Annotated in this window: 9 protein-coding genes and 1 tRNA gene; all 10 read right to left on the bottom strand. The window is 67.2% G+C overall.

The genetic code is table 11. From position 1 onward, the window contains the following. Positions 1-130 precede the first annotated feature (130 nt). The 10 genes from AB0M24_RS38235 to AB0M24_RS38190 all read right to left on the bottom strand — a co-directional run bounded on the left by AB0M24_RS38235 (position 131) and on the right by AB0M24_RS38190 (position 13,501). Positions 131-802: a hypothetical protein gene (locus tag AB0M24_RS38235; protein ID WP_363778369.1), complete on the bottom strand. Its 672-nt coding sequence runs from the start codon at positions 800-802 to the stop codon at positions 131-133. Beyond that, positions 795-1,754, bottom strand: a complete 960-nt coding sequence (locus AB0M24_RS38230; protein ID WP_363778368.1) for a tyrosine-type recombinase/integrase — start codon at positions 1,752-1,754, stop codon at positions 795-797. The genes AB0M24_RS38235 and AB0M24_RS38230 overlap by 8 nt, the downstream gene beginning before the upstream one ends. A gap of 117 nt (positions 1,755-1,871) precedes the next feature. Then, positions 1,872-1,945, bottom strand: a tRNA-Pro gene (locus AB0M24_RS38225). A 182-nt stretch (positions 1,946-2,127) separates the two neighbouring features. Then, positions 2,128-3,210, bottom strand: a complete 1,083-nt coding sequence (locus AB0M24_RS38220; RefSeq protein ID WP_363778367.1) for a histidine kinase — start codon at positions 3,208-3,210, stop codon at positions 2,128-2,130. Positions 3,211-3,236: 26 nt separating this feature from the next. Then, a complete protein-coding gene (locus tag AB0M24_RS38215) occupies positions 3,237-3,869 on the bottom strand; it encodes a response regulator transcription factor (protein WP_363778366.1) in 633 nt (210 codons plus the stop codon). Positions 3,870-3,920: 51 nt separating this feature from the next. Beyond that, positions 3,921-5,339, bottom strand: a complete 1,419-nt coding sequence (der, locus tag AB0M24_RS38210) for a ribosome biogenesis GTPase Der (protein ID WP_363778365.1) — start codon at positions 5,337-5,339, stop codon at positions 3,921-3,923. Continuing rightward, a complete protein-coding gene (locus tag AB0M24_RS38205; protein ID WP_363778364.1) occupies positions 5,336-5,968 on the bottom strand; it encodes a lysophospholipid acyltransferase family protein in 633 nt (210 codons plus the stop codon). The genes der and AB0M24_RS38205 overlap by 4 nt, the downstream gene beginning before the upstream one ends. Continuing rightward, on the bottom strand, positions 5,965-6,651 hold the full coding sequence (gene cmk / locus AB0M24_RS38200; RefSeq protein ID WP_363778437.1) for a (d)CMP kinase: 687 nt from the start codon (positions 6,649-6,651) through the stop codon (positions 5,965-5,967). Before cmk ends, AB0M24_RS38205 begins: the two co-directional genes overlap by 4 nt. Before the next feature lie 98 nt (positions 6,652-6,749). Continuing rightward, positions 6,750-7,355: a hypothetical protein gene (locus AB0M24_RS38195; RefSeq protein WP_363778363.1), complete on the bottom strand. Its 606-nt coding sequence runs from the start codon at positions 7,353-7,355 to the stop codon at positions 6,750-6,752. 107 nt (positions 7,356-7,462) lie between these two features. Beyond that, positions 7,463-13,501 carry an RHS repeat-associated core domain-containing protein gene (locus AB0M24_RS38190; protein WP_363778362.1) on the bottom strand — a complete coding sequence of 2,013 codons (6,039 nt, stop codon included), beginning with the start codon at positions 13,499-13,501 and terminating at the stop codon, positions 7,463-7,465. Positions 13,502-13,638: the final 137 nt, after the last annotated feature.

The raw sequence follows: 13,638 nt of genomic DNA, 5'->3' as shown, positions 1-13,638 counted from the left end.
TGACGCCTACGCGGAGCAGGTAATCGTGATGAGGCAGAGGCGAGTTTTCTACGATGGATCGGAGTCATACCTATAGGTTCGCCACCTAGTCGATGTTCGTCACTACGCGTTTGACCGACCCCACACTCGCTCAGGCTTTGGCGAGTACAGGCCCAACGCCTGACCAGTCCTCCGAGCGAACCGCCCTTACTAGCCTTCTCGACCTTGCGGAGCCGACGTGGAGCCGTTGACGAAGCGCCTCTGCCGAAATCGGCCGGTGGTGGAGTTCGCGATGCCGGATGTCCTCGCGCCTCGCCCGCTCGAGCAGCTCGTCTTGTACGACCGCGGGAGCAGCGGGTTCGTCGGCCGGTCGACCAGTGGGTAGTTCCTCGACGACAGAATCGACCTCTTGGTCGCCCACTGGAGCGGGTGCAGTCATCCGTGTGAGAAGCGTCGGGCCGACATCGGCCCAACCGATGAGCAGAAGGGGACCGACCGCGTCGAAGGCAGCCTTGCCATACTCGCCCGCGATGATCGGATCGGCCACGTTCAGAGCGAGCGTGACCAGGCTGCAGAACAACAGCAGTCGTCGCGCTGGCCGCAACTGGCCGGGTGTGGCACCAGTCGCCGAAAGCTGGCGCAAGCCGATCAACAACCCCAGCACGGAGAGATCGACTGCGGGCGCCACGAGTGGCGCTACCCAGGTCGGCACGCCCAGCCGGAAACCAAGGCTCAGCACGTTGCCGAAGCCGAAGAGGAACGTCAGTCCGACGACGGTCGCCATGATCACGACCACGGCCCGGCGGATCAGGTCGTCAGACATGTTCACCGATCCCCATCCGCAGCTGAGTCTCCTGAGCACGCTCCGCAGCCGCGCTCTCGCCGTAGTGGCGAGGCATGTCCTCGGAAGTCCAGCCGAGCAGCAGCATCAGGTCGCCGGTGTCGCCACCCGCGCGCTTCCACTCGTGCGCAAAGTTGTGCCGCCACCGGTGCGCGTGCACACCGGTCAGCCCGGCGGAGAGACCACGGCGCTTGATCATGATCTTGATGCCGTTGGGCTTCAGCGGCCGGCCGCCGCGGTCGGCGAGCCACAGGTCAGGTAGCTCGGCGCCCTTGTGTTTCGCGCGAGCGCGGAGGTAGCGGCTGATCGCTCGTGCGGTCTTGGGCCCGTACCGGACGCGACGGTCCTTGTTGCCCTTGCCGTGGTAGTGCACCGAGTCGGTGTCCTGGTTGAGGTCGTCGAGGCTGAGATTGCCGACCTCGGACAGGCGGGCGCCGGTGTTGTAGTAAAGCCGGATGATGGCCTCGTCACGGAGCTGGACGAAGTCCTTGCCCTTGCAGGTGCCAAGGACCTTCTTGGTGTCGTCGTCGCGGATGACGGCGATGAGCTTCTTCTGCGGCTTGGGCTGCTTCACCCGCTCCATCGGCGAACGGTCGATGTCCTCCTCGTCGAGCTGAAGCCACTTGAAGAACTGCTGCAGGCCCTTGTGCTTGTTCAGCGCTGTAGCACCCGATCGGGTCTCGATCATCCACGCCTGGAAGAACTCGATGTGCGCACGAGTCACCTCGCACGGGTCGTCGGCGGCGTCATCGGCCTCCGGGTCGGGCGAGTACTCGGCCAGGTAGCGCGCGAGCTGAGCGGCGGCCAGCAGATAGTTGTAGCGAGTGGTCTCCGGATGACTCGCGGAACGGAGTGTGCGGTCCCAGTCGCGCAGATAGCCCGTCCAGGTCTTCGAGAGACCGATTGAGAGCTTGTTCAGGTCGAGAAGAGGCATTGTGAAAGCCCTCCGAGTAAAGGGGTCGATGAGCGGCGTGCTCGACCCGGCAGAACTCGGCAAGATCACAAAAAGAGGGTCCTCGCAGTATCTGACCTGCGAGAACCCTCTTGGCCGTCGGGACGACAGGATTTGAACCTGCGACCCCTTGACCCCCAGTCAAGTGCGCTACCAAACTGCGCCACGTCCCGGCCACACTCCCGGTTCCCCGGCGTGCAGGAAGAATCCTACAACACCCTGAACGGAGATCAAAAACGGGCCCTCACAACGGCTCCGAGCTGCGGAAACAGGAGAAATACAGCGGGGACCCGGCGTACGGGTCCCCGCGTCCCTCGGTCCGACCGATCCCCCGATCCTCGACCGACAGGTAGAACTATGCGTCGGCGGTGGATCGTGCACTACCGCCGAAAGTCGAGTCTTGTCCGTCAACCTTCGACTTACCGGGCGGTAGGACGGCCGAGACGCTGAAGCCGCCGTCCGCACGATACGACGTGGTCAAGGTGCCACCGGCTAGGCGGACGCGCTCTGAGAGGCCGTGCAGGCCCGCGCCGCCGCCATCTCCCAACGAAGGCAGGTCGCCTGGGCCGTTCACCACTGAGACGCGTACGGGCGAGGAGCGGTCGACGGTCACCAGGACGGAGGCTCCTGGTGCGTGTTTCGTCACGTTGGTCAGGGCTTCTTGGACCACACGAAAGAGTGCTCGGGACACGGCAGGCGACAGGACGGTCTCACCCGTTTCGGACAGGGTTACGGCGACGCCTGCCACTCGGGCTCGGTCTACCAGCTCGGCCAGCGACGCATACGACGTGTCGGAGTTCAGCAGGCCCAGCGCCGCGCGCATCTCGGACAAGGATTCCTTTGCCAGGGCACGTAAGCGCTGGGCTGTCTCGCGGACGGCCGGGTCCGAGGCGGTGGCGGCCAAAGCGGCGGACTCCACTGCGATCAAGGTCGCGTGGTGGCCCACGGCGTCGTGGATTTCGCGGGCTATTCGGGCTCGTTCGGCGGCTCGGGCTGAGGTTTCCTGGGCTTCCAGTTCGGCGGCACGGGCTCGGCGGGTTTCGTAGAGCGACTGGGTCAGTTCCTTGCGCGTTGTCACCAGAGCGCCCAGAGCTGTAGGAGCCGCGGCCAGGCCGAAGGCGAACGCAGTGGCCAAGAGCAAAGGCCCAAGAGGGATGTCCTCGGTCAGGAGGACGGGGGCGATTGCGGCCACGGTCAGGAGGAGGACCCAGAACACCTGGACCGGGATGGATTTTTCCTTGCGGCCCAAGCGGAATTGGGCCACCAGAGCCGGAGCCCAGCCGAGTCCGCCGGCTACCGCGGGGACGCACAGCAAAGAGGCCAGCCATGGCCAACGCAACCGCAGGGGCAGCAACAACGAAGCACCGACCGCGGTCCAGAAAGACCATGGGAAAGGACGGTCTTGGGTCAGCAGCACGACTCCCGTGGTGATGCCCACGGTGAGGACCTCGCGCAGAACAGGTTTCACCACACACCGACCTGGTGCGCGACGAGAGCCGCCTGCACCCGGTTCTCCACGCCGAGTTTGGTCAACACGGTTGAGACGTAGCTCTTCACGGTGGCCTCGGACAGGCAGAGCTCGTCGGCGATCGAGTGGTTCGAGCGGCCGCCGGCCAGGAGCTCCAGCACCTGGCGTTCGCGGGCGGACAGCGAGTCGAGCTGTCTATTGGCTCGAAACCCACGCAGCCGAGGCAGGAGCCGGGCCGTGATGCGCGGGTCCAACACCGCCCCACCAGCCGCGAGATCCACTACGGCGCGGACCAGGGCCTCGGGCTCGGCGTCCTTCAGCAGGAAGCCCTGGGCGCCCAGGTCCAGGGCTGTCGCCACGTAGTCGTCCAGGTCGAACGTGGTCAGGACCGCGATGGCGGGCGGGGTGGCCCAGGTGCGCAGGCGGCGGACCGCTTCCAGGCCGTCGACGCCCGGCATCTGGACGTCGACCAGCACCACGTCCGGCAGATGGGCCAGCACCACGTCGATCAGCTCGGCGCCGTCGGCGGCCTCGCCGACCACCGAGACTCGCCCGTCGGCTTCCAGGAGGACCTTCAGGCCCCGCCGCAGCAGGGCCTCGTCGTCGGCTAGGACTACTCGTACGGCCACGAACCCAACCAACCGCACCTCATGCCAAAGGGCAACTAGATCACCCAAGTACTACTTCTTCGACGCGCCCGCCTTCTTCTTCTCGCGCACGCGCACGGAGATGCGGACCGGGCTGCCCTCGAAGCCGAACTCCTCGCGGAGCTTGCGCTCGATGAAGCGGCGGTAGGACGCCTCCAGGAAGCCGGTCGTGAACAGCACGAACGTCGGCGGGCGGGTCGAGGCCTGGGTCGCGAACAGCACCTTGGGCTGCTTGCCGCCACGCACGGGCGGCGGGGTCGCGGCGATCAGGTCCGACAGCCACTGGTTCAGGCGGCCCGTGGGAACGCGCGTGTCCCACGAGTTCAAAGCCGTGCGCAAAGAAGGCGCCAGCTTGTGGACCGCGCGGCCGGTCAGGGCCGAGATGTTCACGCGATCGGCCCACGGCACGCGCACGAGGCCGCGTTCGAGCTCGCGGACCATCTCGTTGCGGCGGTCCTCGTCGACCAGGTCCCACTTGTTGAACGCCAGCACGCACGCGCGGCCCGACTCGACGACCATGGTCAGAACGCGCAGGTCCTGTTCGGACAACGGCTCGTGCGCGTCCAGCAGCACGATCGCCACCTCGGCGGTCTCGATCGCCGACTTGGTGCGCAGCGACGCGTAGTACTCCGCGCCGCTCTCGAACTTCACCCGCTTGCGCAGGCCGGCGGTGTCGACGAAGCGCCAGATCTCGCCGTCCAGCTCGACCAGCGAGTCGACCGGGTCGACGGTGGTGCCGGCGACCGAGTCGACGACCGAGCGGTTCTCGCCCGTCAGGCGGTTCAGCAGCGACGACTTGCCGACGTTCGGCTTGCCGACCAAAGCCACGCGACGAGGGCCACCGGCGCCGCCGCGGAAGTCGTCGCGCGGCGTCTCGGGCAGCTTCGCCAGGATCACGTCGAGCAGGTCACCGGAGCCGCGGCCGTGCAGACCGGACACCGGGAACGGCTCGCCCAGGCCCAACGACCACAGCGACGCCACGTCGGCCATGAGCCGCTCGTCGTCCACCTTGGACGCGCAGAGGATCACGGGCTTCTTCGAGCGGCGCAGAACGCGAGCAACGGCCTCTTCCGTGGTCGTCGCGCCCACCGTCGCGTCCACGACCACGAGGATCACGTCCGCGGTCGCCATCGCGAGCTCGGCCTGCTGCGCCACGGCGGCCTGCAGGCCCTGCGCGTCCGGCTCCCAGCCGCCCGTGTCGACCACGGTGAACTTGCGGCCGTTCCACAGCGCGTCGTACGCCACTCGGTCACGCGTCACGCCGGGCACGTCCTGCACCACGGCCTCACGACGGCCGATGATGCGGTTGACCAGCGTGGACTTGCCGACGTTCGGCCGCCCGACCACCGCGAGCACCGGCTGCGGCGGCGTGGCCTCCTCGTCCTCCGAGGAAAGGTCGTCGAAGGCTGACCAGTCGGCCTCGTCCTCCCAGGTGCCGTCCAGGTCCGTCATCGTCTTCCCTCACTCACACGAAGTCCATCAAGTTCGGCGACCAGTGTCGCCAGGCGGTCGCGCACCTGCTCGGTGGCAACGCCGAGAGCGGCCTTCCCCTTCCCCTCAGGGAGGTGGAACGGCTCACCTATCAGCACGTCGACCTCAGGCCGCCAGCCCTTGGCCTCGAAAGTCCCGCGGCACGCGATCGGCAGCACCACCGCACCGCCCACTCGCGCCAGCCACGCCGCACCGTTCTGCGCCGAGGCCACGTCGCCCTCTCCGCGCGTGCCCTCGGGAAAGATCCCGATCACGCCACCGGCCTTGAGCACGGCCAACGCGCTGGTCAGCGCGGTGCGATCGGCTTCTCCCCGACGAACGGGGATCTGTCCGATCTTCGCGAGCAGGTAGCCCACAATGCCCTTGAACATCTCCTGCTTGATCAGAAACGTCACGCGCCGGGGCACAACGCCGAACAGGATCGGTCCATCAGCCATCGAGCTGTGGTTGGCGACGACGACCACGCCGCCGCTCAAGGGTACGCGGTCGCGCCCGTGCACCCGAATCCGGAACTGCCACGCGTACGGCACGCGCGCGATCCAGCGTCCGAAGTCGAACAGCCACCCCAGACTCCCGGAGGGAACGCTCACCCTGTCACCCGCAGCCCACGGCGTTCGACGAGGTCCAGCAGCGCGTCCACAGTGCCCGCGAGATCCAGAAGAGTGTTGTCGACGACCACGGCGTCGTCAGCGGCCTTCAACGGCGACACCGCGCGCGACGAGTCGTAGTTGTCGCGGCGCTGGATGTCCTTCAGCACCACGTCCACAGTGGACTCACGGCTGGCCGCGTTGTCCTGCTTCGTCCTGCGTTGTGCCCGAGCGTCGGCCGACGCCGTCAGGTACACCTTCAGCGGCGCGTCCGGCGACACGACGGTGCCGATGTCCCGGCCTTCGACGACGATCCCGCCGACGTGGTCGACAGCGTCCGCGATGATCGCCCGCTGCTGCGCCACGAGCAGCTCTCGCACGTGCGCCGTGGCCGACACCGGCGACACGGCCAGCGTCACCTCGGGTCCGCGGATCTCCACCGACACGTCGTCGCCGTCCAGCGTGATGCCGGGCGCCGACGGGTCGGTGCCCACGACGAGCTTCGCGCCCTCGGCGACCTCGTTGACCGCGGCCTCGTCCGCCGGGTCGACCCCGGCGCGCAGCACGGCCACCGTCACGGCCCGGTACATCGAGCCGGTGTCGAGGTAGCGCGCGTCCAGCGCCATCGCCAGGCGCTTCGCCACGGTGGACTTCCCGGTGCCGGAAGGTCCGTCGAGAGCCACCACACCGCGCAACTGACCCTGGCCCACCACAGCTCCCTCCGAGACGCCCACGGTCGACCATTGTGCCTGGTGCGGAGGCTCACACAGGCAGCGGGACGGTTCTAGCGGAGAAACTCCGGAAGATCGTCGGGCGAGAACCCCTCTGCAACGGCAGCGGAGTAGCGCTTCCACGCGATCTCCGGATGACGCTCCATCACCTCGTCGATCGACGCCGGTACCAGCGCCGAAACCGAAACGTCGAACAACTGTCCCTTCGGCGCGGTCAAATCGCTCACGCTCTCCGAAATCTGGAGGAGCGAATCCGGTCCGACGTAAATCCGGACATCCATCGACGGGCACGGCAACGCCGGCAACGGAAGAGCGCGATAGCCGGAAACAATTCCGGACAACCGCTCCACCGGAACAGCGCGAGCCGAGCACTGATCAGCAGCCCCGATCGCGGACTCCAGCACAGTCACGTGCAGTAGGAACTCGGAAAGAGACTCCTGGACGGGCACCCAATCCGAGTCCACCTCCCTGGCGAACACCGGCGGATCATCCTCGGAAACGGATACACCGAACTCCCAGGAATCCGATCCATCAGCCCAGAAGATCAGCTTTCCGGCCTCGAGCTCAGGAGGATCCAGCGGCCCGCTGACCCCGAAGAGGTCGGCAGACCACCGGGAGACGAGCTCGGACCAGGCCTTCAGCGCCGCCGGTGCGTCCACAGGCAGACGGCGAGCCGGTAGGTCCGGCTCGCCGTGCCATCTCCTCAGAAACCTTTCGACACTTTCGCCGGATATCGAAAGAAGTTCTTCCACCCGACCATTATGCCCTAGTTCGCGTTACCGATGAACTTCGCCAACGGCCTTCCGTTCATGTACACCCACATCTGCACCCCTTCCGGAAGCATGTCCTCGAGGTTGGCAGCACATCCGTTGGGCCCTGTGCACATCTGGTTCTTGGCGTTCTGGACGTAAAGAACCGCCTTCCTGATCCCCGGATTGCTCCTCAGGAACGCCGCCGCGTGCGTCTCGACGTGGTCCGCGTTCTGCCTGGTCCGTCCGGGAAGGTCTTTGACCAGCTCGGAATGACCACCGGGACCGCTCGAGATCGGGAACTGCTCGGTGCCGACGTCGAGAATGCCCGTGGACCTCCGGTCGCGGTCCTTCGGCAGGTTCTTGGCCTCGTCCGCGAGGTTCGTGCCGCAGTTGTGCACCAGCAGCGGCGTCGAACCGGCGAGCGCGAAGTACGTGCTCGTCCCGTTGATCGTCAGGTCGTACGTGCGCTGCGACGCCGTGTGGGCACGCACCGCCGAGATCTGCACGAACGTCCCGGCCGCGGTCTTGAGCAGATCACCCGGCCGCAGATCACCCGCGTCCACCCAACGCCCGGCGGTCACCGACCAGAACGGGTGGTTGGCGGTCGCCATGATCTTCTCGCCGCCCACCAGCACAACGTCCACATAGGACTTGTCGTGGTCCGTGCGGATCGTGAAGTAGACCTGCTGCGCGGCCGACTTGCCGGCCTTCTCGTCGGAGGACACGACCGTGTCGCCGGACTGGACCTCCTCGATCGGCTTGGTCGAGCCGTCCGCGAGCAGCACCCGCGTGCCAGCCGGGAAGCTGTGCTTGACGCCCGGACACGTCTCGGGTTTCTTCTTGGTCGCCGCTTTCGCCTTCGCCGCCGCGGCTTTGGCACGTTCAGCGGCTTGAGCGGCGGCCTTGCGAGCCGCCTCCTCCGCCGCGGCACGGATCTTCGCCGCCTTCTCCGCCGCTGCCTTCGCGGCTGCCGCGGCCGCCGCCTTCGCCGCTTCGGCGGCCTTCTCCGCGCCCTGGATGATGGCGCGCGCCCACTTCAGCTCCTGGAAGAAGGTGACGACGGCCTTGCCCGCCTTGAAGATCGCGCCGATGATCTTCGGGGCCTTGAAGATCTTGCCCCACGGCAGCGCGCCCACGACGAGCGAGACGCACGCGCCCAGGTCGCCCTTGAGGCAGTTCATCAGGTCGTTGATCCCCAGGAACTCCATGAGGATCTGACCGCCGGCCTCCAGGATGACGTCGAGGACGCTCTTGCTCTGGATCTGCTGGGCCTTCGCCACGTCCTCCGGGCTCGGCCCGGTCGGTTCGGTGGCGCCGTTCTCCAGCGTCGTGCCACCGCCGCCACCCGCGTCGACCACCGCGCCGGTCGGGTCGGTGAACGCCAGCGGGTTGTTCTCCGCGTAGGCGTAGGCGGAGATCGCGGGCCCCGGTTGCGGCATCGGGTCGGTCGAGGTGAACCGGCCGGTGTCGGGGTTGTAGTTGCGGGCCCGCAGGTAGTAGTTGCCGTCCCCCGCGCTGGAGTCCTGGTACTGGCCGGTGAACTTCAGCGGGTTCGCCGGTCCCGCGGGGTCACCCGGCGGCAGCGTGGAGCCCTTCCGCGGGTTGCCGTACGGGTCGTAGTCATAGCCCGCCAACGGTTTTCCGTCCGGCGACAGCATGTTCGCGATGCCGCCGAGCCAGTCGTGCGTGTACGGGTGCACGCCCGCGGCCGGGTCGATCAACGCCAGCGGCTCGTCGTCCGGCCCGTAGGCGAAGGTGCGCTTCTCAAGCACCGCACCGGAAGCACCCGACGTGGTGTCCACCGCGATCTGCGGCAGCGTGCCGTTGACGTCCCACGACCAGCGCTTGGTGTTCTCGCCACTGACTCCCGCGAGCCGCAGACCCGTTGCGTCGTACGAGAACGACGTCTGCTGACCACCGGCGTTCGTGGCCGTGGCGAGCGAGTTGTCCAGGTTGTAGGTGAACTTCTCGCGACCGGCCTTGGTCTGGTTGCCGTTGAGGTCGTAGTCGTAGTCCGTGATCGTCGGGAGACCACCACGCGGATCGAAGATCTTCTTGGTGAGCTGGTTCGCCGCGTCGTAGTGGTACCGCGTCAGATCCTCGCCCGCGGTGCCGGACCTCTTCTGCGACAACCGGTTGCCGACCAGGTCGTACTCGTAGTCGATCCGGCCTGCCGACGGCGTGTGCTTGCCGCAGTCCGCCGCCGCGTAGCACGCCGACGTCACGCGGTCCGCTTCGTCGTAGGAGTACGCGACGGACTCGGTCACGCCTCCACGGGTGGTGTCGACCTTCGTCGGGTTGCCGACCGGGTCCAGCGTCAGCTTGTAGGCGGAGACCGGATCCTGCACGTCCGGCCGCGCGGGCCCGACCCGCTCGGTGCCGATGGCCGTCAACCGTCCAGCGTCGTCGTACGCCCGGTTCTCCGTCAGCCCCGTGCCACCGGGCAACGTCGTGCTGGTGCGCCGTCCGGCCACGTCGTAGCCGAAGTTCCACGTCGCACCCGCCGCGGAGACGCTGGTGACCCGCCCGTCCTTGTCGTAGTCCGACGTGACGCGCGTGCCGTCCGGGTACTCGCGGCTCTTGATGTCACCGCGGACGTCGTACTCGTAGTTGAACGTCTCGGTGCGGCCACCCGCTTCACGCCGAAGAACCTTCTTGATCTGGTCCTCGTCGTCGTAGGTGACCTCGCGGACGCCCAACGGGTCGCCGTAGGACGTGACGCGGTCCTTGGCGTCGTAACCCCATGTGTACGCATGGCCTTCAGTGCCCAAAGCACGCCGTTCGCGCCGGTTCACGATGTCGTAGGTGTTGACGATCGTGCGCTTGGCCCGTTCCTCGTCGGAGATGTGCTCGCCCTGCCGGCGGGTCATCATCGTGACGAGGTTCGACTCGGCGTCGTAACCCGCTTCGACCTTGCGCCCCAACGCGTCCACCGACCCCACCGGACGCCCGGCCCGGTCGTACTCGATGCGCGAGCTGTGGAAGTTGGGGTCCCGCACCGACTTCAGCAGACCGTCTTCGTAGTAGTCGTAGACGGTGGCGTTGATGTCCGGCGCGTGCGGGTGGTACTTCGCGTCCGCCTGGTGGACGCTGTGGACCTGGTCGTCCTCCCGGTAGCGGTAACGCGTGGTGTGGTTGTTGGCGTCGGTGGCCGACGTCATGCGGTTGTTGGCGTCCCACGCCGTCGTCGTGACCTGGTCGAGCGGGTTGATCACCTTGGTGCGGTTGCCCGCCAGGTCGAACTCGACGTGGGTGGTGAACCGCTCCTTGTCCGCGCCCGCCACGTTGCCGCGCGGCTCGGTGGTCGCGACCAGCAGGCCGTCGTCGCTGTACTCCCACGTGGTCTTGCCGCCGGTCGCGTCGGTGCGACTGGTCTTGTTGCCGGCCTCGTCGTAGGTGAACTTCGAGGAGTTGCCGCCCGCGTCGGTCTGCGAGGTCTGCCGTCCGTTGCGGTCGTAGCCCATCTTGAGCTCACGGCCGAGCGTGTCGGTCGCCGAGGTGACCTGACCGTTGTTGTCGCGCTGGTTGGACGACGTCTTGTTGAGCTCGTCCACAGTGGACGTCGTGCGGTCGAGCTGGTCGACCTTGATGTCGCGGTGCACGACCTGGCCACCCGGATACGGCCGGGACATGCGGACCATGTTGTCGTTCGCGTCGTAGAGGTACGTGGTGGTGAAGTCCGCCGGGTTCGCCCCAGGCACGTTGCCTCGCGCCGACGTGGTCGACTGCAGCAGCCCCTTGGCGTTGTACTTGTACGACGTGACGAGGTCGGGACCGTCGCCGCGCATCTCGGTGCGGGTGGCCGCACGCCTGCCCGCGTTGGTGTAGGCGATCGACGACGTCTTGCGCGGGTCGATCACCGCGTCCAGGCGGCCGTTGTCGAGGTAGCGGTTCTTGACCTCGAGGCCTTCCGGGTTGATCATCGCCCGGACCCGGCCCACCTCGTCGTAGAACGTGCGGTACGAGTGGTCCTTGCCCGGTTCCTGCACCTCGACGACGCGGTCCAGCTCGTTGTAGCTCGTCTTCGTGGTGTAGTCCCAGCGGTTCGCGCCGGGGACGGTGCCGCGCGGATCGGTCTCGGTGACGCGACGGCCGGTCTTGTCGTAGCCGAGCTCGGAACGCCTGCCTTCTGGCGAGACGACGGCGGCGACCAGACCCGAGTTCTGTTGCCCCGCGGCGAAGTACTCGTACTTGGTCACCTTGCCGCGCTGGTCGGTCGTGCTGACGCGCAGACCGCGGTCGTCGTAGGCGTGGGTGATCGAGTGGTTCTCCGCGTCCGTGCTGCGGATCAGCTCGTCGAACTCGTTGTACGTGTTCTTCCAGACGTTGCCGTTCGCGTCCGTGTACTCGATCGGGTTGTTGCGCGCGTCGTACTTGGTCTTCTCGTCGAACTTCATCGGTGCCGGCGCGCGCCTGGTGACCGGGTTGCCGTTCAGGTCGTACAACGACTCGTGCTGGTTGTGGTTGCCGTTGACGACCAACGCGCGGTTCAGCGACTTGTCATAGCGGTGGTTGTCCGTGTCACCGGCGCCACGACGCGTGTACAGCAAGACGTTGCCGCGGTAGCCGTCACGGATGATCACGCCGTCCGCGTCGGTGGTGGTGGCTTCCTGCGTCTCACCGTTCCACGCGAACGACGTGGCGTTGCCCAGCGCGTCGAGCTGCCTCGTGACGCGGCCGTCGGCGCCGTACTCGTTGCGCACCAGGATGATCCGCTTGTGGTCCTGCGGGCTCTGCACCTCGGTCAACCGGCCGTCGGCGCCGTAGCCGTACTTCCACTTGAAACCGCGCGCGTCCTTGAAAACCTTCAGGCGCCCGGAATCGTCGTAGTCGTAGTACGTCTTGCGGTGGTCAGGCAGCTCGATCCAGCGGATCCGCTCGTTCTCGACCCGCACCTTCACCACGCGGCCGGACGGGTCGGTGATCTCCACGCCCTCACCGGTGTACGCGAGCTTGGTCGCGACACCGCGCGGTGTGCGGATCGCGATCAGCCGGCCTTGGCCGTCGAACTCGTGCACGATCTGCGTGAGCGTGACCAGTTCCCAACCGGTCGCGGTCTTGCGCAACGTCGACCGCACACCCGGCGGACGCTGGAAACCGCCCTCGGCGTTCTTGTAGAGCACTTGTGCGCCGTCGTCCGCGAGCACGAGAGCGCCCTGCTCGGTCGGCGTGACGCGCATGTTGTACGACCACGCCCAGCCCGGCCCGAACGGCCCCGGAATCGTCAGGCTCGACGAGTACACGCGATTCGAGGTGAACGGGATGCCGAACGACGCCATCGCGAGGTCCGGTTCGAGCCTGCTGTAGGCACCGGTCGCGGTGTTGACGCCATCACCGCGGAACGCCGGCCGCGCACCGGTGCTGCTCAGCGCCGCACCACAACCGCAGCCGGACACCTGCTCGATCGGCAGCGGATCCGGCAGCTCCGTGGTGCGCGGCCTGCTCGCCGGACTCGGCGCCGACACGAGCTCGCCGCCCTCGTCGAGCACCGCGGCGATCGTGACGAAGTAGTCCTTCTCGCGGTCGAGCACCCAGCCGTCCGCAGCGCCGAACGACCGGCAGAACTGCCGCACCGCTCCACATCGGACGTTCAGATCGGATCGCGGCAACGTCGTCGAGGCCTGCTCGGTTCCACTGCCCGCCTCGAAAACCCTGACGCGCCACGACTGCCACGGCCGCGGGTCGTCCTTGACGTCGAAGTAGGCCACCAGCGACGTGTCGCCGAGCACGAACCCCGAACGCAGGTCGACGTTCGCGAAGACCTCGTCGACCTCGGCCTTGACCTGCGCGATTCTGGCTTTGTCCACCTTGGCCGGTCCGCCGCCGGCCTTGATCCCTTGTGGCACAACGGGTGGCCACTTGTCCGGTGACACCGCCTCGTCCGGCCGTGCCGACGCGGGCGCGGGCCGGTCCACCGGTCCGGCACCCGCCGTCACTCCGGGAGCGGCACCGGCAGCCGTCCCGTACGTCACCGCCTGCAGCAGGCTCGCGCCCACCGCCAGGACACAGCTCAGCGCTATCAGGCGCGACCGGCGCGCCTCACGAATCCCCACAGTTCCCCCTGCCCCCAAGGTTTCCCGCCCGTCCGCGTCAACGCCGGTCACGACTTCCCCAAGGTGACCCAGAACAATGCGCGATACGAATCAGACGTGTGGTTTGCATCCTTCCTATCGGTATCCAGGCAGGGGCA

Source organism: Lentzea sp. NPDC051838, assembly GCF_040681245.1.
Lineage (GTDB): Bacteria > Actinomycetota > Actinomycetes > Mycobacteriales > Pseudonocardiaceae > Lentzea.
Note: the sequence above shows the minus strand (reverse complement) of the source record. Positions and strands in the feature narration are given on the sequence as shown.

What these genes read in the sequence shown, in the direction of transcription:
- AB0M24_RS38235 (WP_363778369.1), bottom strand. Translation starts at nt 802, where the DNA reads ATGTCTGACGACCTGATCCGCCGGGCCGTGGTCGTGATCATGGCGACC.
- AB0M24_RS38230 (WP_363778368.1), bottom strand. Translation starts at nt 1,754, where the DNA reads ATGCCTCTTCTCGACCTGAACAAGCTCTCAATCGGTCTCTCGAAGACC.
- der (WP_363778365.1), bottom strand. Translation starts at nt 5,339, where the DNA reads ATGACGGACCTGGACGGCACCTGGGAGGACGAGGCCGACTGGTCAGCC.